This is a genomic window from Lentzea rhizosphaerae (genome assembly GCF_042649515.1).
Classification (GTDB): Bacteria; Actinomycetota; Actinomycetes; order Mycobacteriales; family Pseudonocardiaceae; genus Lentzea; species Lentzea aerocolonigenes.
Map to the genome: position 1 here is coordinate 333,144 of NZ_JBHRZI010000027.1, position 21,860 is coordinate 355,003.

A 21,860-nucleotide genomic window follows, 5' to 3' on the forward strand; every position below is an offset into this window, starting at 1 on the left:
CGGGTGACTCGGCGCGGCAAGGTCTGGTTTCCGTACCGGATCAGTCACTCACGGTAGGTTTCTTGGTCCGTGCGCGTTAGTCGCTGAGTCTTCCCTACTGATACGTGGTGGCTCTCGGTGATGCCCTGGAGGTCCACCGCCTGAGGAGGGTCGATGTTGATCCAGGGAACGTGCGCCTCGCAGTTCGCGGAAGTGCGCACCGAGTTCGAACGCAACTTCGCCGAGCGGGGCGAGGTCGGCGCCTCCGTCCACGTGACCCTCGACGGCGAGCCCGTCGTCGACCTCTGGGGCGGTGTCGCCGATCTTCAGACGGACCGACCGTGGTCAGAGGAGACCATCGTCCACGTGTGGTCGTGCACCAAGGCCGCCACGGCGTTGTGCGCGCACATCCTGGCGTCCAGGGGCGAGCTGGACCTGAACGCGCCGGTCGTCCGGTACTGGCCCGAGTACGGCGCCGAGGGCAAGGACGCAACGCTCGTCCGCCACGTGCTGTCGCACCAGGCAGGCCTGCCCGCCGCCACCTCGGCGCTGCCCGCGGGCGCCTTCTACGACTGGGAACTGGTCACCTCGGCGCTCGCCGCGCAGAAACCGTTGTGGGAACCGGGCACGCGGCACGGCTACCACGGCCTGACGTTCGGCTTCCTCGTCGGCGAGATCGTCCGCCGCGTCACGGGCCTGACGCTCGGCCAGTTCTTCGAGAAGGAGGTCTCGGGCCCGCTCGGCCTGGACTTCTGGATGGGCCTGCCAGAAGACCTCGAACCCCACGTCGCCCACACGATCCCGGTCGACCCGACCCAGCCCGGCGTCCTGCTGCCGTCGCTGTTCGTCACCGCCCTGACGCAACCCGAGTCGCTGCCGGGCCTGATGCTGCTCAACAACGGCGGCTACATGGCCCCCGGCGAGTCCGACTCCCGCGCCGCACACGCCGCGGAGATGGGCGCGATCGGCGGCATCTCGAACGCCCGCGGCCTGGCCGGCATGTACCGGCCGCTGGCGCTCGGCGGGTCGTACAACGGTGTGCGGCTGGTGGAGGAGTCCCAGCTCCCGCAGATGTCTTCAGTCGTGGTGGCCGGGCTCGACGCGGTGGTGGGCGTGCCGTCGCGGTTCGCGCTCGGGTTCCAGAAGGCCACGGACAACACGTACCTGCCACCTCAGGACAGCGAGGGGTTGCTGCTGCCCGAGGAGGCGTTCGGGCACACCGGAATGGGCGGCTCGCTCGGGTTCGCCGACCCGCGGACGAGGATCTCGTTCGGGTACACGATGAACAGGCAGGGGCCGGGGCTCGCGCTCAACGTGCGCGGGCAGTCGCTGGTGGACGCGGTGTACCGGGCGCTGGGGTACCGGCAGAGCGGTGGCGGCACCTGGTTCGCCTGAGAACGCGCTGACGCAGGGTCCCCCCGAGCTGGGAACCCCTGCGTCGCAACGTCTTCAGCCGGTTCCGGACCTCATCGACGCTCGGCTCAGCAACGCGCCGCTGCCCGCTGTGGCGTCTGCAAGTACTACCAACCCAACATCAACAGACCCGTAACTACACCCAACCTGTTCGGCGCTTGCCGAACAGGTTGGGTGTAGCTACCGGCGATTCGATCATGAGTTGGTGGTACTTGCAGACGCCTCAAGGCCAACAGGGCGGACACGGTGGACGTGTCCGCCCCGGTCACGAGTGGGTCACCGGATCGGTAGAACCCAACGTACTCTGCGGGTCCGACAAGCGTTCAGATCAGCGGACCCGCCGCGATCAGAACGGCTTCGTCTCCGCCGCGATCTCGCCCAGGATCTCGCTCAACGGCCGCGACGACTGCGCCGACAACGCGGCCGCACCCGGCGGCACGTTCTCCGCGATGTCCGTGCCGGCGCAGGTCACGCGCGACGCCGGCAGGATCCCCGACACCAGGTACTTGTTCACCAGCGCGTCCACGCACGCGTTGCGGCGCAACGCGTAGTGGCCGTGCTGGCCGTCGTTCGACACGCTGATCAACGGCTCGTTCAGGTGCTCCGCCATGACCCTGCCGTTGGCGAGCGGGGTCTGGGTGTCGCCGTCGGAGTTCACCACGATGCCCGCCGGGTACTTGCGGGTGATGGCCGGGATCTTCTCCGGGCGCTGGAACGCGCGGAACGTGCAGTTGGTCGGCGCCATGTAGTCGACCGTGCCGCCGTAGGGGTTGGTGTCCCGCCAGCGCTTCATGTCGTTGTAGTAGGTGTTCACGTCGGTGAACCAGTCCCACTCGCAGGTGACGGCCTGGTACGTGCCGGGCGAGGTGGGCTCGATGTCGCCCTTCTTCAACGCTGCCACGATCGCGGACGCCTCGGCGGGGTTGACCGTGCCCGCCTTGATCGAGGCGATGTGGCGGGAGAACGCCGCCCACGAGCGGCGGTAGCGGGTGGCGCCCACCGCGTAGTCGAAGGACGAGACGTCCGCGTAGCCGCCGTAGGGGCCGTCCTTCAACTTCGAAGCGATCGCGTCCAGCTCACCGCGGACGGCCGCCGGGGTCGTGCCGAGGCCGTACGTGGCGTTGCGCGCGGCGGTCCACTCGGTCCACTTCTTCATGTTGTCGGTGATGGCGTCCACCACGTCGACGTCCTGCTCGTGCCACGTCTTCAGCGGGTCCAGCGCCGAGTCCAGCACGCTGCGGTCGAGCGACTTCGGGAACATGGAGCCGAAAACGGCGCCGAGCTGCGTTCCGTAGGAGTAGCCGACGTAGGAGACCTTCTTCTCCCCCAACGCTCCGCGGATGACGTCCATGTCGCGGGCGGTGTTCATGGTCGAGACGAACCGGCGCATCTCGCCGCCGCCGCGCTCGCAGTTGGCCTCCACGGCGCGGGCGTAGTCCGACCACCGCGAGAGCTGCGCATCCGTTGGGCGCGTGGGAAATTCCTGGTCCGAGGACGTCGAGATGCACCGCAGCTGCGTGGAACGGCCCACGCCGCGCGGGTCCATGCCGATGACGTCGTAGATCTTCAGGACCTCGGTCTGCGCGTTGAACCAGTGCACGGCGCCGAGACCGGAACCGCCCGGCCCGCCGGGGTTGGTCAGCAGCACGCCTCTGCGGCGCGCGGGATCCGTCGCCTTCTTGCGCGAGATGGCGATTTCCAGGTTGCCGTTGCCGGGGTTCTTGTAGTCCATCGGCACGATCACCGTGGCGCACTCGACCCCCGTCGAAGGCGACACCCAGCCCGCCGGGCACTCGGCCCACGCCACGGTCTGCGTGTAGTACTCGTCCAACGGGCCAGGCGCCGCCTGGGCCGTTCCCACCAGGGACATGAACAGCGGGGCGGCCAAAGCCGCCGCGCCCCAACGCTTCCTCACCGCGTACCCCTCCCGGTCATCGATCAGCGACAGACGCTTCCGCAGTCGCCGACCCGATCGACACCCCCGAAGGTCGGGTGAAATTCACCTCACCTCGCACACCTCGTACGTCAGTTCCAGACCGTTGAGCACCCCCTTCGCGACGGCCTGGACGCGGTTCAACCAGCGGTAGCGGTCGTCGCCGGTTTCGAAGAGAGGGGCCGCGAACAGCGGGGCACCGGAGCCATTCGAGACGTCAACCCGTCCTGAGTAGTGCAGGAACACGAACGCGTCGTCGTGCGTGCGCAGCACCGAGCGCACGTCGAGGGTCGCGGTGCCGTCCGGGCCGATGGTCAGCCAGTCGGCGGACGAGGTGCCGTGCATGACGCCGCGCAGGCGTTCGCCGACGAACTCCCCCGACGCGACCTCGTAGATCAACCGGTCGCCCACGGGCGTTTTCGGGAGCCGGTAAGGCTTTCGCAGCTGGGCAGTCATGGTGCCGAGAGGCACGAGCTCCATCATGGGCAGAAGCTAGGCGCCACCCGCCGCGCGGGCAACGACCACCGCTTATCCGCCGTGGAACCCCAGCAGAAGGCGTGCGGATGGGGTAGGAACGAGGTATGGATCCGGTCAAGGCGTTGAAGCAGGTGGCCTTCCACCTCGAACGGGCAGGCGAGCCGACCTACCGCGTCCAGGCGTTCCGCAACGCGGCCGCCGTCCTCGCCGACCTCGACCCGGCCGAGGTCGAGAAGCGGGCGAAGCTCGGCACGCTCACCGACCTGAAGGGCGTCGGGAAGGCGACGGCGGGTGTCGTCCTGGACGCGCTCGCGAACCGCGAACCCGGCTACCTCGCGAAGCTGCGGCACGTCGACCTCAGCGGCGGCGAGGAACTGCGCGCGAAGCTCAAAGGCGACTGCCACGTCCACTCCGACTGGTCCGACGGCGGCAGCCCGATGAGGGACATGGCGGAGGCGGCACGCGACCTCGGCCACGAGTACATGGTGCTCACCGACCACTCCCCGCGCCTCACCGTCGCGAATGGACTGTCCCGCGAACGCCTGGAGAAGCAGCTCAACGTCGTCGCCGAGCTGAACGTGGAACTGGCACCGTTCCTGATCCTGACCGGCATCGAGGTCGACATCCTCGACGACGGCTCTGTCGACCAGGACGAGGACCTGCTGGCCCGGCTCGACGTCGTGGTCGCGAGCGTCCACTCGAAACTGAAGATGCCCAAGGCCGAGATGACGGAACGGATGCTGACCGCGGTGGCGAACCCGCACGTCGACATCCTCGGCCACTGCACGGGCCGCCTGGTCGTCGGCAAGGGTCGCCCCGAGTCGCAGTTCGACGCCGAGCGCGTCTTCGAGGCCTGTGCCGAGCACGGCACGGCGGTGGAGATCAACTCACGGCCGGAGCGGCTCGACCCGCCGCGCAGGCTGCTGTCGCTCGCCGTCGACGCCGGCTGCACGTTCTCGATCGACAGCGACGCGCACGCGCCCGGCCAGCTGGACTGGCTGAACTACGGCTGCGCGCGGGCGGAGGAGTGCGGTGTCCCGGCGGATCGCGTGATCAACACCCGGCCCGCATCTCGGCTGCTGTCCGGGTGAGGTGCTCGTACCAGGAGACCAGCGGACCGGTGTCGGCCAGAGCGCGGGTCAGCGCGACCTCACACAGGTCCCTGACCGGCCGCGGATCCCACTGCGCCAGCAGGTCGTCCAACGACCCCAGCGTGCCGAGCGCGTAGACCTCCAGCCCCGCGCAGATCGGCACGACCGTCCCGTCCCGCTTCACCACCAGCGGATCGACCCGCACGAACGCCGCGGGATCCGTCCGCAGCAGCGCGGCGGACGTGACGTCGAACTGGACCTCCACGGCGTCCTCCTCCGCGACCCGGTTCAGCTCCACGGCCGCGTGGACGAGGTCGACGCGATCGACACCGTGCGGACGCACACGCACCTTGCGCGCGCCCTCCCCCACCGCCTCGGTGGCCAGGTCCCGCAGCCTCAGCACGGTGCTCGGGACGAGGTCGATCAACACCGTCACCCGGTGACCGTCGGCGGCGCACTCACCCACTTCGTCCAGCCCGACCACGAGCTCGGCTCCCGGCACGACGGTGAGCCAGCGAGGGTCGTGGACCTCGACTCCCATGCCTTCTAGGAGCATCCATTCGACGAGGAAATACCTCCACGGCGATTCCACCCCTGAGGGGGATTTCCCAGCCGTTCACCGAACAGCTGCCAAACGATCACCGCGTGAAGCGCTTCTGGCCCCTACCCTTCGCGACGGTCCATGTCCGCCAACAAGGAAGTGCGCTGGCATGTCACGTCGCAGGGCTCCATTAGCCGTGCTCTCCACGGTCGTCGTCACGGCGGCCACCCTCACCGCCTCCACGACGGCTCAAGCAGCCACCACCACGTTCACCCCCACCGCCGACACCTACGTCGACAGCGCCGCCACCGGCACGAACTACGGGACGTCCGGCCAGCTCGGCATCGACAACTCGTCGACCAAGCGGACGTTCCTCAAGTTCACCGTGTCGAACATCAGCGGCGCGGTCAGCAACGCCAAGCTGCGCATCCACACCGACGACGTCTCGGACGCGCAGAGCCCGAACGGCGGCACGTTCCGATCCATGACCAACGTCAGCTGGACCGAGACCGGCGTCACCTGGAACAACCAGCCCTCCATCGACGGCGCCACGCTCGGCTCCCTCGGGGCGGTCGTGCGCAACGCCTGGTACGAGGTCGACGTGACCAGCTACGTCACGGGCAACGGCACGTTCAGCATCGGCGTCACGTCCAGCAACTCGGACGGCGCCGACTACGACTCGCGGGAGAGCGGTTCGACCACCGCGCCGCAGCTCGTGGTCACCAGTGGCACCACCGAGCCGCCCGGTGACCCGGTGTTCGTCGGCGCGGGCGACATCGCCGACTCGGGTTCCGGCGACACCGCCACGGCCGCGTTGCTGGACAACATCCCCGGCACGGTCTGGACGACGGGCGACAACGTCTACCCGGACGGCACCGCGTCGCAGTTCAGCACCTACTACGAACCCACGTGGGGCCGGCACAAAGCACGTACGCGGCCGTCACCGGGCAACCACGACTATCACACCAGTGGCGCCACGGGGTACTACAACTACTTCGGGGCGCAGGCCGGTCCGTCGGGGCGGGGTTACTACTCCTACGACCTCGGCAACTGGCACATCGTGTCGCTGAACTCCAACATCAGCATGTCCGCGGGCAGCGCGCAGGAGCAGTGGCTGCGACAGGACCTCGCGGCGAGCACGAAGCCGTGCACCGCGGCGTACTGGCACCACCCGCTGTTCACCAGCGGCGCCAACCACGCGCCTTCCACCGCCACCAAGCCGCTGTTCCAGGCGCTGTACGACTACAACGCAGATGTGGTGCTCTTCGGGCACAACCACCAGTACGAACGGTTCGCCCCGCAGAACCCCAACGGCGCGTTGGACAACGCACGCGGCATCCGCACGTTCGTCGCGGGCATGGGCGGTGCCGGCGCCTACGGGTTCGGCACGATCAAGCCGAACAGCGAGGCCCGCAACACCGGCACCCGCGGCGTGCTGAAGCTGACGTTGCACAGCAACAGCTTCGACTGGCAGTTCGTGCCCGAGGCGGGCAAGACCTACACCGACAGCGGCACGACCAACTGTCACTGACGGGCTGCTGGAGGCCGACGTGTACCTGTCCACAATCGACAAACCCAAGACAGCGAACTGGAAAGGGCTGAGCGGCAACGTCTTCGCGCTCGGCACGGTCAGCCTGATCACCGACGTGTCGTCGGAGATGGTGGCCGCGATCCTGCCGCTGTACCTGGTGATCGGCCTCCAGCTCAGCCCGGCCGCGTACGGGCTGATCGACGGCGTCTACACCGGCGCCACCACGCTCCTGCGGCTCGCCGGCGGCTACCTGGCCGACCGGACGAACCGGCGCAAGGCGGTCGCGGGCTTCGGCTACGGCCTCTCCGCCGCGGCCAAGCTCGGACTGCTCGCCGCGGGCAACTCCCTGACCGCACTGGGTTTCGTGATCACCGCGGACCGTGCAGGCAAGGGTCTGCGCACGGCACCACGGGACGCGCTGATCACTCTCTCGACGCCGAGCGGTGACCTCGGGCGGGCGTTCGGCGTGCACCGGGCGATGGACGGCATCGGCGCGTTCGCCGGACCTCTCGTGGCGATGGCCGTCCTCGCGGCCTCGGCGCAGTCGTTCGACGCCGTGTTCGTCACGAGCTTCTGCATCGCCGCGTTCGGCGTGCTGGTCCTCGCGCTCTACGTGCGCGATCGTCCGGAACCCGTGGAGCGCAAGGAACCTCTGAAGCTCGCGCTCCTCAAGGACCCGGCCGTCCGCAGGATCGTGCTGGCCGCGTCACTGCTCGGCCTGGTCACCGTCGGCGACGGGTTCGTGTACCTGTTGCTGCAGAAGCGGGAAGGGCTGGCGTTCGGCTGGTTCCCGCTGCTCGCCGTCGGCACGAGCCTGGTCTACCTGCTGCTCGCCGCACCGCTGGGCGCGCTCGCCGACCGGATCGGCAGGCTCAAGGTCATGCTGGGCGGTTACGTCGCTCTGACCGCCGTGTACCTGCTGCTCCACGGCCCGCTCGGCGGCTGGCCGCTCCTGGTCACCGTTGTCCTGCTCTACGGCGTCTTCTACGCCGCCACGGACGGCGTGCTGATGGCGCTCGCCGGCCCGATCCTGCCGGAACGCCTGCGCACCACCGGCATCGCGCTGATCCAGAGCGGACAGGCGCTCGCCTACCTCGGTTCCTCGGTGCTGTTCGGCCTCGCCTGGCAGTTCTGGAGCCCGGAAGCAGCCACCAGGACCGCCGCCGTCGCGGTCGTCCTCGCCCTGATCACCACCGCCGCACTGCTGGGACGCCGCCGCTCATGAAGAACCGCCTGCTGGTCACGCTCATCGCCGCCGTGCTGCTCGGCGGTGTCGCCGTCGGCTACACAGTGCTGTCCGGCACCCCGCCGCAGGAAGCCGCGCACTCCGTCCCGGCCACCGGCGGCCCGAGGCTCGTGGTGCTCAGCAACGGCAAGCTCTCCACCGTGTCCCGCACCGACCCCGCCGGATCGCGCGAGGTCACCGAACAACGCTGCGACCGCGTCTACTCCGCCGCGGGCACGATCTCCTGCCTGCGCCCGGTCGGCGCGTTGAAGGCGGGCGAACTGGCCGTGCTGAACAGCGATCTCAAGGAGCTGAAGACGGTTCCGCTGACCGGGTTCCCCAACCGCACGCGGGTGTCGGCGAGCGGCCGGATGGTGGCGTGGACGTTGTTCGTCGACGGGCACTCCTACGCCGCCAACGGTTTCTCGACGAGCACGGGCATCCTCGACACCAAGACCGGCACGCTGGTGCAGTCGCTGGAGGAGTTCACCGTCGAGGGCATGCCGCAACGGCCGGTCGACACGAACTTCTGGGGCGTCACGTTCACCGCCGACGACAACCGCTTCTACGCCACCATGTCCACCGGCGGCCACCGCTACCTCCTCGAAGGCGACTTCGCGGCCCGCAAGGTCCGCCCGCTGACGGACGCGGACAACGTCGAGTGCCCGTCGCTGTCCCCGGACGGCACCCGCATCGCCTACAAGAAGGCGGTCGACGGCGACCCGCAGAAGGGCTGGCGCGTCTCCGTCCTCGACCTGGCCACGCGCAGGATCACCGAGCTCGCCGAGACCCGCAGCGTCGACGACCAACCGGCCTGGATCGACGACAGGACCGTCGCGTACGGCCTCCAGCGCGACGACGGCCTCAACGACGTGTGGTCCGTGCCCGCCGACGGCACCGGCACGCCCGCGATCCTGGTTCCCGAGGCCAGTTCCCCAGCGCCCGTCAACTGAATCTTTTTGGCGCGAAAAGCACGTTCGGGCCGATAGATGGCCCGAACGTGCTTTTCGCGCCAAACAGCGGGGCTAGACGGGGAGGGGGCGCATCCGGTCTGGCATGTGTGCGCGCAGGGTGTCGTGCAGCGCGGACACGTCATCGGCGTCCAGGACGACGGACCCCGTGGCGCAGGCCAGCACCGCCTCACCGGTGCGTTGGTCAGGCACGTACCGCAGTGCCACATCGGGCACCGAGCACGACTCGGCCTGACGAATCGCGGTCAGCAGCTCCGACACCCGCTCGTACCCCAGCCGCGCGCTCCAGCGCAGCGCGGCCGGGGGCCGGACGAATAACCGGAGGCCTCCGGCGGCTCGGCGAACCTCGACGCACGACAACACCGCTCAACCTCCTACACCAGCTTCACCAGCGAGACTAGCCAGAAAGGGCGGGTGACAGGATCGCCTGTCACCCGTTCGGTTCACTGATAACAGGGCTTCTCGAACTTGAAATCTTTTGCCGTCTGGCCGGTGAAGAACTCCTCTACCAGCGTCACTCCGGTCGGAGCGGCGTCGTCCGGGCGGTAGATGAGCGTCTGACGGAACAGTGCGTCCTGGGGCGAAGCGGAGAAATTACCTGCACCCGAAGGAAGCATGCCTTCGTAGTCCACGGAGTTGAGCTGACGCACCGCGGCGAGCAGTCCGGCACGCGTCAGGTCCTTGTTCGCGGCCGCCTTCTCCAGCGCGGCCTTCAGCGGGTACGCCCACACCCACCCGGCGGTGTAACCGTCGTTCGGGGTGACGCCGGGCAGCGCCGCCCGCATCGCGGTGTGACCGACGGTCTCGGTCGCCCACGCCTTCCACGGCGCCGACTGCAGGTACAGGGCCTTGATCGCGGGCGCGGCCGGCGACTTCAGCAGACCGGGGTTCCACGTCGGCGAGGTGCCGATGAACTTGCCCTTGTACCCGCGGGCGGCGGCCTGACCGATGATCACGGCGGCATCGGTCGGGCCGGTGGTCAGCACGACGAGGTCGGGCTTCTTCGACACCACGGCGTCGATCGCGCCGCCCTGGTTGTCCTGGCCGCTCTGCGTGGTCACGTTCTCGAACGTCAGCCCGCGCTTCTCCGCGGCGATCTTCGCACCGGCCGCCGCGTCGTCGCCGTAGTCACCGGCGAGGTGCACGGCCATCACGGACTTCACGCTCAGCTTGTCGACGGCGTAGTCGACCGTGTTCATCGACTCGACGCAGTAGTTCGCGCCGGACTCCAGCACGACCTCCTCGAAGCCCCACAACGACGTCCAGGACGCGGGCACCGACACCATCTGGGTGTTCTCGAGGTCCGGCAGGATCGCCGCGGTCGTGGGAGAGCCCAACGTCTGCGTGAGCGCCAGGATGTTGCCCTTGATCTCCTGGTAGACCTGGTTGTGGATCTGCGGGTTGTACTTGTTGTCCTTGACGTACTTGGTGACGTCGACCTCGTAGCCGCCGATGCCGCCCTTGTCGTTGACGCGCTTCCAGAACGCCTTCTGCGCGTCCGTGATCGGCACGGCCAGCGTCTTGAACGGGCCCTCGGTGAGGTCCGAGATCGTGCCCAGGTAGATGCAGCCCTTGGACTTGTCGACGGCGTTGGGACACGCCTCCTTCGTCACGCCGACGTCGACCTTGATGCCACCGGCGCCCTCCTGCGGCGCGGCGCCGTCCCCGCCACGGCATGCCGCGAGAGCGAGCGCCCCCACGAATATGACAGCCAATCTCTTACCAGACATCGGAATCTCTCCTCAGTACGAGAACGGCCAGGTGCGCCAGTAGTTGCGGACGCGGACCCAGATGCCGAACAACCCGCGTGGCTCGACGATGAGGAACACGATGATGAGCACGCCGTAGAGCACGGCCTCGACCTGGAAGACCGTGACCGCGCCGGTCGCGTCACCACTGATGAACGGCAGCACCGCGGGCAGTTCCCTGGTGATGCGTGGCAGCAACGTGATGAAGAGCGCGCCCATGATCGCGCCCGAAATGGTGCCCGCGCCGCCGATGAGCACCATCGCGATGTACTGCACTGACAACAGGAGGCTGAACGAGCCGGGGTCGAAGAACCCGTTGATCACGAACAGCAAAGCGCCCGCGACACCCGCGTAGAACGAGGACACCGCGAACGCCAGGACCTTGTACTTCGTCAGGTCCACGCCGATCACCGACGCGGCCAGGTCGCGGTCGCGCACCGCGGCGAACGCCCGCCCGACCCGCGAACGCACCAGGTTCCGCGCCAGCACCCCGAAGATCACCAGCAGCACGAACATGACCAGGTACAGCTGTTGTGCCGCGGTGAACACGGCGTTGTCCCTGTCCAGCCGCACGCCGAACAGCTCGGGGATCGCCGCCGGCCGCCCGACACCGGGTCCGCCCGTCAGCGACGTCCACTCCCGGAACACGTGCTCTCCCAGGAAGACCAGCCCCAGCGTCACGATCGCGAGGTACAGCCCCCGCAACCGCACTGCCACCGGCGCCACCAGCACGCCGAAGAACGCGGCCACCAACCCCGAGGCCAGCAGCCAGATCGGCAGCGACGTGATGCCGAACCCGATCACCCGTCCGGTCTCGGAACCGCTCAAAGCCGCACCGGTGTACGCGCCGATCGCGAGGAAGAACGCGTGGCCCAGCGACACCTGGCCCGCGTAGCCAGTGACGATGTTCAGCCCGATCGCGCCGATCGCCGCCACGAACCCGGTCGCGAGCAGCTGCAGCAGGTCGTCCGTGATGAGGAACGGCACCAGCAGGGCGAGCACGACGAGACCCAGCGACCACGCGCGTTTCGGACGCGTGTTCAGGAACGCCATGTCCTGCGCGTAGGAGGTGTACAGCTCAGGACGACCCTTCACAGCCGCTCCACCTCCCTCTTGCCGAACAACCCATACGGTCTGACGAGCAACACCAGCAGCATCAACGCGTACGGCGCGACGAGCGCGAAGTTCGGCCCGAGCCACGGCGCGAAGTCGCCCTGGTACGTCCCGAAGAGCGACTCGACGATCCCCACCGCGAGCCCGCCGACGACCGCGCCGCCCAACGACTCCAGCCCGCCGAGGATGATCGCGGGCAACGCCTTCAGCGCCACGATCCACAGCTGCTGGTCGACGCCGGCGCCGGTCGCCACGAACACCCCGGCCAGCGCGGCGAGCCCGCCCGCCAACGCCCACGACAGCGCGAACACCGACCCGACCGAGATCCCTTGCGCCAGCGCGACTTCCTGGTCGTAGGCGACCGCACGCATCGCGAGCCCGATGCGCGAATACCGGAAGAAGGCGAACAACGCGACGGTGACGACCGCGGTGGTCCCGATCATCACCAGGTACCGCTGCTGCACCTCCGCGCCCAGGAAGTTCATCGTCGTGAGGCCCCACGGGTCGCCGACCTGGCGCACGTCCAGGCCGATGAACGCGTTCGTCACGACCCTGACCACGACGTCCACGCCGATGGTGATGATCGCGACGACGAACACCGGTTTGCCGACCATCGGCCGCAGCACCGTGCGTTCGACGCCCAGCGCCAGCACGGCGATGATCGCCGCCGCCAGCACGACCGCGCCGAAGAACGACACCTGCGGCGCGAGGTACGAGACCAGCACCGCGCCCGCCAGCATGAAGGCGGGCTGCGCGAAGCTGATCACCTGCGTCGACTTGTAGATGATCACGAAGCCCAAAGCGAGCAGCGAATAGATGGACCCGGTGCCGAGGCCGCGGATCAACGACTGAAGAAACTCATCCATGCCGTGTTCCCCCGGCTCCGCCGTACATCGACTCCACGAGGTCGCCGAACATCTTGCCCAGCGCAGATCTCTTCACCTTCTGCGTCGCGGTCAGCTCGCCGTCCTCGTGGTCGAGCTCCTTGGGGAACATCCGGAACTTCTTGATCTGCTCGACCGAGGCGAAGCGTGAGTTCACCTCGTTCACGATCGACTGCACCAGCTCCAGAACCTCCGGCTTCTCCGACAGGTCCCGGTAGGTGGTGTACGGGAGTTTGCGTTGCTGGGCCCAGTGGCCGACCGTCTCGTACTCGATGCCGATCAACGCCACCAGGTACGCCCGCTGGTCGCCGACCACCACGGCTTCCTTGATGTACGGGGAGGTCTTGAGCGCGTTCTCCAGCTCGGACGGCGCGATGTTCTTGCCGCCCGCGGTGATGATGATGTCCTTCATCCGGTCGGTGATCTTCACGTGCGTCTCGTCGACCCACTCGCCGACGTCGCCGGTGTGCAGCCAGCCGTCGGTGACCACACGGGAAGTGGCGTCGGGATCACGCCAGTAGCCCGCGAACGTGCCGCCGTGCCGGGTGAGGATCTCGCCGGTCTCGGCGTCGATCCGCAGCTCGATGCCGGGCTGCGGCTCGCCGACGGTGCCGACCTTGACCCGTCCCGGCCGGTTTCCCGTTGCCACGGCGGTGTTCTCGGTCATGCCGTAGACCTCGTGCATCGGCACCCCGATGCCCATGAAGAACTTCAGCACGTCCGGGGCGATCGGCGCGGCGCCGGACGCGGCGTACCGGACGTACCGCATGCCGATGCGGGCCTTCAGCGCGCGGAAGCAGAACAGCCAGCCCAGCGCGTAGATCAGCCGGCTCTTCCCGGTGTGCTTCCCGCCGGTCCGCACGAGCGTTTCGCCGATGCCGTCCGCTCTGCGCAACCAGAACCGGGTGACGGAACGTTTGAGCCAGGAAGCCGACGACACGCCGATCGTGACGCCCGCCAGCACCTTCTCCCAGATGCGCGGCACGCCGAACAGGATCGTCGGCTGCACCTCGCGCAGGTTCGCCTGCACGGTCTCGATCGACTCGGCGAAGTGCACCTGCACACCGCTCGCCGCGCTGAACCACGTCGTGAAGATGCGTTCGGCGACGTGGCAGAGCGGCAGGTACGACAGCGTGACATCGGTGGAGGACGGCGGTGGCGAAGTGAAACCGCCGCCCTCCACCAGCACGTGGACGGCGAACTCGACGTTCGCCACGGTGAGCATCGCGCCCTTGGGCGGCCCGGTGGTACCGGACGTGTAGATCAACGTCATCACGTCGTCCGGCTCGGTCTGCGCCATGCGTTCGGCGAGCTCGTCGCCGTGCTCGTCCCGGTACCGCGCGCCGAGTGCCAGGAAGTCGTCCCAGGCGAGCAGCTTCGGGTTGTCGTAGCGGCCCTTGATGCCGCGCGGTTCGAGGTACACGATCCGTTCGAGGTCGGGTGTGTCCTCCAGCACCGCCAGCGCTTTGTCGACCTGTTCCTGGTCCTCCGCGATGAGGATCCTGGCCCCGGAGTGCGACAGGAGGTACGCGACCTCGGACGGCGGGTTCGTCGGGTAGAGCCCGACCGTGATGCCGCGCGCGGCGACGACACCGAGGTCGGCGTAGAGCCACTCGCGCCGGTTCTCCGAGTGGATCGCCACCCGGTCGCCCGGCTGCACGCCGAGGGCGAGCAGCGCGTCGCCGACGAGTTCGACGTTCGCCCAGTACTGCGCCCACGAGACTTCCTGCCAGATGCCGAAGTCTTTGGCGCGCAACGCGATCTGACCCGGTGTCCGAGCCGCCCTGTCCCTCACTCGAGTCGCCACGGTCGTCGTCATGACGCCACGCTCCGGTGCTGCTCGCCGAGGTACGCGCGGATGACGTCGGGGTCCTCCTGGACCTCGGCCGGAGTACCCGTGCGGATCGGGCGGCCGAAGTCCATCACCATCACGCGGTCGGCCAGGTCCATCACGAGGCCCATGTCGTGCTCCACCATGATCATGGGGATGTTCAGCTCCTCGCGGACGTCGAGGATGAACCGGGCCATGTCCTCGGTCTCCTCGACGTTCATGCCCGCGACGGGCTCGTCGAGCAGGAGCAACCGGGGTTCCATCGCGAGCGCCCTGCCCAGCTCGACGCGCTTCTGCACGCCGTACGGCAGCAGCCCGACCGGGAACCGGCGCCACTGCTCCAGCTCCAGGAAGTCGATCACGTCCTCGACGGCCGACCGGTTCTTCAGCTCCTCGCTGCGCGCCCTGCCGAACCAGAAGAACGCCGACAACGCTCCGTAGTTCATGTGGTTGTGGCGGCCGAGCATGAGGTTGTCGACGACGGTGAGGTGGGAGAACAGCTCGATGTTCTGGAACGTCCGGGCCATGCCCAGGGCGGCGATGCGGTGCGGCCGCATGCCGATGAGGTCCTTTCCCCCGAACCGCACGGTGCCCCGCTGCGGCCGGTAGACGCCGCTCAGGACGTTGAAGATGGAGGTCTTGCCGGCGCCGTTCGGGCCGATGACGGCGAACAGCTCACCGTCGCCGACCTCGAACGACACCCCGTCGACGGCCACCACGCCGTCGAACGCGAGCCGCACGTCGGTGACCTGCAGCACGCTCATGACAGCCACCGCTTCCTGCGCTTGTAGTGCTTGACCGCACGGAACGAGGAGGTGCCGAGACCGAGGTAGAACTCGCGGATGTCGTCGTCGGCCAGGAGCGCCGCGGCCGACTTGTCCATGACGACCTTGCCGGTCTCCAGCACGTACCCGTGGTCGGCGATGGAGAGCGCCATGCTGGCGTTCTGCTCGACCAGCAGGACCGTGGTGCCCTGTTCGTTGATCTTCACGACGAGGTCGCGGATCTGCTGCACGAGCAGCGGCGCGAGGCCGAGGCTGGGCTCGTCGAGCAGCAGGTAGGAAGGCTCGGACATCAAAGCCCGACCGATCGAGAGCATCTGCTGCTCGCCGCCGGACAGGTAGCCGGCGCTCTGTCTTCGCCGTTCCAGCAGCCGCGGGAACAGCTCGTAGCAGCGGTCGAGGTTGTGCTTGAGGGTTCTGGGTCTCGCGTGGCCACCGACCTTGAGGTTCTCCTCGACGGTGAGCTCGGCGAGGATCCTGCGACCTTCGAGCGCCTGCTTGATGCCCCGGTCCGCGATTTTCGCCGGTGACAGACGGTGAATCGGTTCACCGTCGAGCGTGATTGAGCCTTTGGTGACCTTGCCGTCGTGCACGTCGAGCAGCCCGCTGAACGCTCTCATCAGCGTCGTCTTCCCGGCGCCGTTGGCACCGAGAAGGGCGACGACCTGGCCTTTGGGCACCCTGAGGCTCACGCCGCGGAGCACCAGCATCACGTCGTCGTAGACAACCTCAAGGTTGTTCGCCTCGAGCACCGGCGCCTCCTAGGGCTTCGATGCCGATCAGTATGACGTGGATCACAGCCGGTTTGACCACTGTGGGCGATTTCGTGATGCGCAGATCGCAAGTGGTTCACCACTCTCCGTGACCGTCCGGTGTGGACAGGTAGGCGATGTGTAACAGCGCGTGACACGGGTACTCACCCCCTGAACGACTAGTGAAAGAGGAGGAGGTTTCGTGACCACCATTGAGAAGTCGGTGGACGTCCACGTGCCTGTGAGCACGGCCTACAACCAGTGGACCCAGTTCGAATCCTTCCCGGCGTTCATGGACGGCGTCGAGAAGATCGACCAGCTCACGCCGACTCGGACCCACTGGACCACGAAGATCGGCGGGGTCGTCCGGGAGTTCGACGCGGAGATCACCGAGCAGCACCCGGACGAGCGCGTCGCGTGGACCACGGTCGACGGACCGCCGCAGGGTGGCGTGGTCACCTTCCACCGGCTCGACAACGACACGACGCGGGTTCACCTCCAGATGGAGTACGACCCGGAGACCTTCACCGAGAAGGCAGGCGCCGCCCTGGGCGTCGTCGGCCACCGGGTCGAGGGCGACCTGAAGCGGTTCAAGGAGTTCATCGAGAACCGCGGCACCGAGACCGGCGCGTGGCGCGGCGACGTGACGCCGCCGCCCCAGGTCTGATCGCGGTGCGCCTTGACGCCAGACCAGCACGCGGCGTTCGAGGAACTCGCGGGCACCTGCCGTGACTCGCCGCGCTACTACGCGCTGCGAGACCGGCTGGTGCGCGAGTACCTCCCGCTCGCCCGGCACATCGCCCGCCGCTTCAGCGAACGCGGCGAGCCCATGGAAGACCTCGCTCAGGTGGCAGCGGTCGGACTGATCAACGCCATCGACAGGTTCGACGTGAGCAGGCAGACGGACTTCCTGTCCTACGCCGTGCCCACGATCACCGGCGAGGTGCGGCGTCACTTCCGTGACCAGTGCTGGGCGGTGCGCGTGCCCCGCAGGTTGAAAGAGCTGTGTGACTCCATCGACGGCGCGACCGCCGAACTGTCGCACAAGACCGGGCGGTCTCCCACTCCCTCCGAGATCGCCCGGCACCTGGGGGTGTCGCTGACCGACGTCTACGAGGGCCTGCGCGTGGAGAAGAACGTCTCGTTCGCTTCACTCGACGCGCTGGAGAGCTCGACGGTCGACGACCCCGCGCTGGAGGGAGTCGAGATCCACGAGGCCCTGCAACCGATGTTGCGGGGCCTGCCCCGGCGCGAGCGGACCATCGTGGTCCTGAGGTTCTTCGGCCGGCTGACCCAGACGGAGATCGCCCGCCGAGTCGGGATCTCCCAGATGCACGTGTCGCGCCTGCTGACCAAGTCGCTGGAGCAGCTGCGGCACGACCTGCTGGCGGAGGAGTGAAATGAGCGAGCGCGAATGTCCGGTCTTCGCGATACTGGCGGCATGAACCGGTTGCGGTGGCCCCAGAAGCTGGCGATCAGCACTGGCGCCCTGCTCGCGCTCTGGGGAGTGGCCGGTTTCTTCGTGACGGGCTTTTCCTCCTTCGCCGGTGAAGCCGACACCTCGGTTCTGCTGCTGAGGGTCAACCCGCTGCAGAACACCATCCACCTCGTGTTCGGTGCCGCGCTGATCGTCGCGGCTCCCCGGCTGAAGGCGCTGAGCGGAACCGCGCTGCTGGTGGCGGTGCTGTTCCTCGTGCTGTTCGGCCTGGGGCTCGCCCGGTACGACGACCAGGTCGTCAACTTCCTCAACGTGAACCCCGGCAGCAACGCGCTGCACATGTTCGCCGGCTTCGCCTCTCTGGCGGCGGCCCAGGGTGCCGCGTGGTGCCGGCAGTGCGACCGGGCGGCGGCGCTCAGGACGACCTGAGCAGCCTGCTCACCGCGCGTTCCGGATCGCCGTTCCCGATGACCTCACCGCTCTCGAACGCCTCGACCAGGCGCGGGTCGACGTAGGACTTCCGCGCCACGGCGGGCGTGTTGCCCAGGTGTTCCGCGACCTCCTTCATGACCGCGCTGACCGCTCGTTTGGACGGCTTGCCGCGTTCCTTCAAGGTGTCGGCGAACGCCTGGGCGGCACGGACCGTCGCGTGCCAGGTGCGGAGGTCCTTCACGCTGAACTCGTCGCCGACCAGTTCGCGGAACCGTTCGTTGATGTCGTCGGCGGTGAGGTCGAAGACCCGGCAGTCAGGGGTCTGGTCCTTCAGCAGTGAACGGACGGCGCGTGCGAGCTGAGCGTCGGTGATCTCCTCGTCGACCTCGACGCCGTGCTTCGCGGGAAAGCGGAACCGCACGCGGTCCCCGCGCACGCTGAGGTGTTCACAAAGGAGGGTCGCGACGCCGTGGGTGCCGTTGTCCTCCGCGTACTGCTCGTGGCCGACGCGGAAGACGCCGAGGTCGAGCATGCGCAGCGCGATGGCGAGCAACCGCTTGCGGCCACGGGACTTCATGTCCTTCTCGATCTGCTCGCGGAACTTCCGCAGGCGCGGCGCGAGCCTCAGCACGCGGTCGAACTTCTCCGCGTCCCGGTCGGTCCGCCACTTCTCGTGGTAGAGGTACTGGCGGCGGCCCGCGTCGTCGTAGCCGAGGGCCTGGATGTGGCCGTTCGGGTGCGGCGAGATCCACACGTCCCGCCACGCCGGCGGGATGACCAGCGCTTTCACCCGTGCGACGTCCTCGGCGCCCAGGCGCCGGCCGGTCGCGTCGAGGTAGCGGAACCCGCTGCCGTGGCGGCGGCGGGTCCAGCCCGGCCGGGCCGGGTCGCTGCGGCGCAGTCTCATTCGGGCACCTCGTGGTTGATCAGCACGAGACGCGGGTACCCGCTCGCCGATGAATCACTACACGGTCGGTGTGGAACAAGAGTTCCTTCTCGTGGATCCCGAGTCGCGGCGGCCGGTAGCGCTGGCACCCCGAGTCAGGGAGATTTCTCGCGCGCCCGGTGACCTCGACGTCCAGGGCGAGCTGACGCCGTTCCAGATCGAGATCGCGACCGGCGTCACGCACTCCTTCGAAGAGCTGGACGAGCAGGTGCGCGCCGCCAGGAGGGTGCTGGTCGAGGCCGCCGACGCCGCGGGGTGCCGGCTCGTCGCCACGGGCATGCCACCGATCGGCAAGGCAGGTCCTCCTCCGGGCACGGACGACCCCAGATATCACCAGATCGAGTACTCCCACCGAAGACTCGTCATCGGGCAAGGTGCTTGCGGGCTGCACGTGCACGTGGGCGTCGAGGACAAGGCCGAGGCGCTGCGGGCGTCGAACAAGCTGCGGGCCTGGCTGCCGACGCTGCTCGCGCTGAGCGCGAACTCCCCCGTCTACGAGGGAGAGGACACCGGGTACGCGAGCTGGCGGTCGATGGTGTGGTCGCGCTGGCCGGTGAGCGGGCCGCCGCCGGAGTGGGACGGTCCCGAGCACTACGACCGGACCGTCGACTCGATCATCTCGACGCAGGCGTTGCTGGACAGGGCGATGGTGTACTGGGACGTCCGCCCGTCGGCGAACCACCCGACGGTCGAGGTGCGCGTCGCGGACATTCCGCAACTGGCAACGGAAGTGGTCGTTCTCGCCGAACTGATCCGAGCCCTCGTCGTGTCGGAACCCTCCGAACAGCGGGTGGACGACTCCGTGCTGCGAGCGGCATATTGGCGGGCGTCGCGCGACGGGGTCGACGGACTGGCCGCCGATCCACACACCGGAAAACTCTCCCCCGCGTTCGACCGGGCAGAAGAGCTCGCCGAGCACGTTTCGGTCGCGCTGCGCGATCGCGGCACGCTGTCTACTGTGGAGCGGCAGATCGACTGGTTGCGCCACAACGGCAGCGGTGCCGCTCGGCAACGACGCTGCCCGGACCCCGAGTCCCTTGTGGACATGCTGATCGCCCGAACGCGTGAGGACATCTGATGCGACTCCCCGCTCCCCGCGGCCACATGAGCGCCGCGCTCGTCGCCGCGCTGCGCTCGCAACCGTTGCCACGACCCGCACTGCTCGTCAGCGGCGGGACCAGAGAGACCTGTCTCGACGACGATCTCCAGCTGTCGCTGTGGATCTGCTACGAGCTGCGGATGCGCGGGTTCGACGACGTGCACCCGCAGTGGGAGGACCACCCGGCGCTGGCCCAGTTCCACGCTGCCCTGGAATCGCGCTGGGAGGAAGGGCTGCGGTCGCTGGAGGAGACGACGCAACCGGCGGTCCTTTCGGAGGAAGGGCTCGCGGAGCTGCGCCGGCACCACGCGTTCTGGCAGCCGCGCAGGGAGATGCGTTCGGTGCTGCGCGACATCCAGGGCGACGCGTACGGGGCGCGGTCGGAGCGGACGCACTCGGTGCTGTTCACCGTGACGTTGCGCGACCTCGACGTCTGCGCGAGCGTCGACGAGATGCCCGCGCCCACCCTCGCGCTCGTGAACGCGCTGTCGTTGTTCGGCCTGCACCAGCGTCTGGTGGGCGCTCTGGTCGGATTCCTGTCCGCCGTGGACACGATCGGCGGTGACCCGTTCGCGCAGCTCCTGCCCGTGCAGTGCCCGCCGGAGGACGTCCGCTTCGGCTTCACCGCGTGCCACGAACTGCACGCCCGCCTGACGCAGCACGTCCACGCGAGCCTGCGGGCCGGACGCACCTCGCTGAGGGGTCGCTGGCTGGTCTCGCAGGGCCGCGTTAACGTGGGGTGCTGACCGCACTGAAGGGAGACAGCGTGCCCGACCCCACAGCTCTGGCCTCCGTGGTCGTCGACCGGATCGCACCCGACGTCGTCGTGCTGCACGTGTCCGGAGAGCTCGACACCACGAGCAGCGGCGAGCTGACCACACCGTTGGACAGTCACGTGGTGGAGGCGAACCGGGCGGTAGTCGTCGATCTCGGCGGCGTGAAGTTCCTGGGCTCGGCCGGTCTGGAGGCGCTCGTGCTCGGGCAGCAGCGCGCTGCCGGCACCGGCGTCGAGTTCGTCGTCGTCGCTTCGACCAGAGCGGCGTTGCGCCCGATCGAGGCGACAGGGCTGGACTCGGTGTTCACGATCCTGCGTTCGCTGGACGAGGCGGTGGAGCGCTACTCCTCGTGAGTCACCACGGCAGGGGGCCGTCGGCGTCGAAGTAGCCGCCGGTCGGCCCGTCCTGGCCGATCTGCGCCATCCGCACGACGGACGCGGCGCCCGGCTCGACCGCGTTGATCCGCACGTTCGGGAACGCCTTGGCGTACTGCACCGTGACCATGTTGACCGCTGCGGCGGACACCGACGCCGGTTGGCCGCTGACGTTCACGACGACCGGCGCGGACGACCGCTCCAGCAGCGGCAGGAACGCGTGCAGCACGCGGGCCAGGCAGGCGAGGGTGTCCTCGAACGTCTCCCGCGCGAGGTCGGCGTTGACCAGCACGTCCAGCTCCGCCACTGCCTCTGCCGCCGCGGCCACCGACTCGTCGGACGTGACGTCGAGCTGGACGGGCCGGGTGCCGGCCTCACCGCGCCCCAGGTCACGGCTGCCCAGCCAGACGGTGTGGCCGGCGCGAACCAGTTGACGAGCGGTCTCGAGGCTGAGGCGCTCGTTCGCACCGGTGATCAGCACAGAAGCCATACCTGGAAGCTAGCGCCTGTATCGAAGCCCGCAC

Annotated in this window: 23 protein-coding genes; 11 read left to right on the forward strand and 12 right to left on the reverse strand. The window is 68.4% G+C overall.

Annotated features, from left to right (window positions below; genetic code table 11):
* Positions 1-153 precede the first annotated feature (153 nt).
* A complete protein-coding gene (locus ACFOWZ_RS31480; RefSeq protein WP_382377548.1) occupies positions 154-1,374 on the forward strand; it encodes a serine hydrolase domain-containing protein in 1,221 nt (406 codons plus the stop codon).
* A gap of 364 nt (positions 1,375-1,738) precedes the next feature.
* On the opposite strand, the gene ACFOWZ_RS31485 is transcribed toward ACFOWZ_RS31480, so the two are convergent.
* Complete coding sequence (locus ACFOWZ_RS31485) at positions 1,739-3,307, reverse strand: alpha/beta fold hydrolase (RefSeq protein WP_382377549.1); 1,569 nt, start codon at positions 3,305-3,307, stop codon at positions 1,739-1,741.
* An 84-nt stretch (positions 3,308-3,391) separates the two neighbouring features.
* A complete protein-coding gene (locus tag ACFOWZ_RS31490) occupies positions 3,392-3,808 on the reverse strand; it encodes a DUF3237 domain-containing protein (protein WP_382377550.1) in 417 nt (138 codons plus the stop codon).
* Positions 3,809-3,906: 98 nt separating this feature from the next.
* Here ACFOWZ_RS31490 and ACFOWZ_RS31495 point away from each other — a divergent pair, with 98 nt between their 5' ends.
* Complete coding sequence (locus ACFOWZ_RS31495; protein WP_382377552.1) at positions 3,907-4,893, forward strand: PHP domain-containing protein; 987 nt, start codon at positions 3,907-3,909, stop codon at positions 4,891-4,893.
* Here ACFOWZ_RS31495 and ACFOWZ_RS31500 read toward each other — a convergent pair.
* Positions 4,856-5,434, reverse strand: a complete 579-nt coding sequence (locus ACFOWZ_RS31500) for a hypothetical protein (RefSeq protein ID WP_382377553.1) — start codon at positions 5,432-5,434, stop codon at positions 4,856-4,858. The two genes, ACFOWZ_RS31495 and ACFOWZ_RS31500, sit on opposite strands and share 38 nt — an antisense overlap.
* A 196-nt stretch (positions 5,435-5,630) precedes the next feature.
* On the opposite strand from ACFOWZ_RS31500, the gene ACFOWZ_RS31505 reads away from it, so the two are divergent.
* Genes ACFOWZ_RS31505 through ACFOWZ_RS31515 form a run of 3 tightly spaced genes read left to right on the forward strand, consistent with a single transcriptional unit; the run spans position 5,631 to position 9,143 of the window.
* Positions 5,631-6,965 carry a CBM96 family carbohydrate-binding protein gene (locus tag ACFOWZ_RS31505; RefSeq protein ID WP_382377554.1) on the forward strand — a complete coding sequence of 445 codons (1,335 nt, stop codon included), beginning with the start codon at positions 5,631-5,633 and terminating at the stop codon, positions 6,963-6,965.
* 19 nt (positions 6,966-6,984) lie between these two features.
* Complete coding sequence (locus ACFOWZ_RS31510; RefSeq protein ID WP_382377555.1) at positions 6,985-8,190, forward strand: MFS transporter; 1,206 nt, start codon at positions 6,985-6,987, stop codon at positions 8,188-8,190.
* On the forward strand, positions 8,187-9,143 hold the full coding sequence (locus tag ACFOWZ_RS31515; RefSeq protein WP_382377556.1) for a TolB family protein: 957 nt from the start codon (positions 8,187-8,189) through the stop codon (positions 9,141-9,143). The genes ACFOWZ_RS31510 and ACFOWZ_RS31515 overlap by 4 nt, the downstream gene beginning before the upstream one ends.
* 72 nt (positions 9,144-9,215) lie before the next feature.
* Here the strand turns inward: ACFOWZ_RS31515 and ACFOWZ_RS31520 are convergent, their stop codons facing one another.
* The 7 genes from ACFOWZ_RS31520 to ACFOWZ_RS31550 form a co-directional block, all read right to left on the reverse strand.
* The gene (locus ACFOWZ_RS31520; protein WP_382377557.1) at positions 9,216-9,422 is read right to left on the reverse strand and encodes a hypothetical protein; all 207 of its coding nucleotides are present in this window, start codon (positions 9,420-9,422) and stop codon (positions 9,216-9,218) included.
* Positions 9,423-9,604: 182 nt separating this feature from the next.
* Positions 9,605-10,891: an ABC transporter substrate-binding protein gene (locus ACFOWZ_RS31525; protein WP_382377558.1), complete on the reverse strand. Its 1,287-nt coding sequence runs from the start codon at positions 10,889-10,891 to the stop codon at positions 9,605-9,607.
* Positions 10,892-10,903: 12 nt separating this feature from the next.
* Complete coding sequence (locus ACFOWZ_RS31530) at positions 10,904-12,004, reverse strand: branched-chain amino acid ABC transporter permease (protein ID WP_030468903.1); 1,101 nt, start codon at positions 12,002-12,004, stop codon at positions 10,904-10,906.
* Entirely contained in the window at positions 12,001-12,888 is an 888-nt protein-coding gene (locus tag ACFOWZ_RS31535) for a branched-chain amino acid ABC transporter permease (RefSeq protein ID WP_382377560.1), read from the reverse strand. Before ACFOWZ_RS31535 ends, ACFOWZ_RS31530 begins: the two co-directional genes overlap by 4 nt.
* Positions 12,881-14,725, reverse strand: coding sequence for an AMP-dependent synthetase/ligase (locus ACFOWZ_RS31540; protein WP_382377561.1), 1,845 nt, complete (start codon positions 14,723-14,725; stop codon positions 12,881-12,883). Before ACFOWZ_RS31540 ends, ACFOWZ_RS31535 begins: the two co-directional genes overlap by 8 nt.
* Positions 14,722-15,501 (reverse strand): ABC transporter ATP-binding protein, encoded by a 780-nt coding sequence (locus tag ACFOWZ_RS31545; RefSeq protein WP_382377562.1) that lies wholly within the window; start codon positions 15,499-15,501, stop codon positions 14,722-14,724. Before ACFOWZ_RS31545 ends, ACFOWZ_RS31540 begins: the two co-directional genes overlap by 4 nt.
* Positions 15,498-16,271, reverse strand: a complete 774-nt coding sequence (locus tag ACFOWZ_RS31550; protein WP_382377563.1) for an ABC transporter ATP-binding protein — start codon at positions 16,269-16,271, stop codon at positions 15,498-15,500. The genes ACFOWZ_RS31545 and ACFOWZ_RS31550 overlap by 4 nt, the downstream gene beginning before the upstream one ends.
* Before the next feature lie 202 nt (positions 16,272-16,473).
* Between ACFOWZ_RS31550 and ACFOWZ_RS31555 the strand changes: the two genes are divergently transcribed.
* From ACFOWZ_RS31555 to ACFOWZ_RS31565, 3 genes are read left to right on the forward strand one after another with little or no spacing between them, the layout of a single operon-like run.
* Positions 16,474-16,938 (forward strand): SRPBCC family protein, encoded by a 465-nt coding sequence (locus tag ACFOWZ_RS31555; RefSeq protein ID WP_030468898.1) that lies wholly within the window; start codon positions 16,474-16,476, stop codon positions 16,936-16,938.
* 12 nt (positions 16,939-16,950) lie between these two features.
* The gene (locus tag ACFOWZ_RS31560) at positions 16,951-17,670 is read left to right on the forward strand and encodes a SigB/SigF/SigG family RNA polymerase sigma factor (protein ID WP_382377564.1); all 720 of its coding nucleotides are present in this window, start codon (positions 16,951-16,953) and stop codon (positions 17,668-17,670) included.
* Positions 17,671-17,712: 42 nt separating this feature from the next.
* A complete protein-coding gene (locus ACFOWZ_RS31565) occupies positions 17,713-18,138 on the forward strand; it encodes a DUF4383 domain-containing protein (RefSeq protein ID WP_382377565.1) in 426 nt (141 codons plus the stop codon).
* On the opposite strand, the gene ACFOWZ_RS31570 is transcribed toward ACFOWZ_RS31565, so the two are convergent.
* On the reverse strand, positions 18,125-19,048 hold the full coding sequence (locus tag ACFOWZ_RS31570) for a DNA topoisomerase IB (protein ID WP_382377566.1): 924 nt from the start codon (positions 19,046-19,048) through the stop codon (positions 18,125-18,127). The two genes, ACFOWZ_RS31565 and ACFOWZ_RS31570, sit on opposite strands and share 14 nt — an antisense overlap.
* 49 nt (positions 19,049-19,097) lie before the next feature.
* Between ACFOWZ_RS31570 and ACFOWZ_RS31575 the strand changes: the two genes are divergently transcribed.
* The 3 genes from ACFOWZ_RS31575 to ACFOWZ_RS31585 are packed head-to-tail and all read left to right on the forward strand — an operon-like array spanning position 19,098 to position 21,315.
* Positions 19,098-20,165, forward strand: a complete 1,068-nt coding sequence (locus ACFOWZ_RS31575; RefSeq protein ID WP_382377567.1) for a carboxylate-amine ligase — start codon at positions 19,098-19,100, stop codon at positions 20,163-20,165.
* Positions 20,165-20,932: an iron-containing redox enzyme family protein gene (locus tag ACFOWZ_RS31580; RefSeq protein WP_382377569.1), complete on the forward strand. Its 768-nt coding sequence runs from the start codon at positions 20,165-20,167 to the stop codon at positions 20,930-20,932. Before ACFOWZ_RS31575 ends, ACFOWZ_RS31580 begins: the two co-directional genes overlap by 1 nt.
* A gap of 20 nt (positions 20,933-20,952) precedes the next feature.
* Positions 20,953-21,315 (forward strand): STAS domain-containing protein, encoded by a 363-nt coding sequence (locus tag ACFOWZ_RS31585; protein WP_382377570.1) that lies wholly within the window; start codon positions 20,953-20,955, stop codon positions 21,313-21,315.
* A 1-nt stretch (position 21,316) separates the two neighbouring features.
* Here ACFOWZ_RS31585 and ACFOWZ_RS31590 read toward each other — a convergent pair whose 3' ends face one another.
* Positions 21,317-21,826 (reverse strand): short-chain dehydrogenase, encoded by a 510-nt coding sequence (locus ACFOWZ_RS31590; protein WP_382377571.1) that lies wholly within the window; start codon positions 21,824-21,826, stop codon positions 21,317-21,319.
* Between the last annotated feature and the right edge of the window lie 34 nt (positions 21,827-21,860).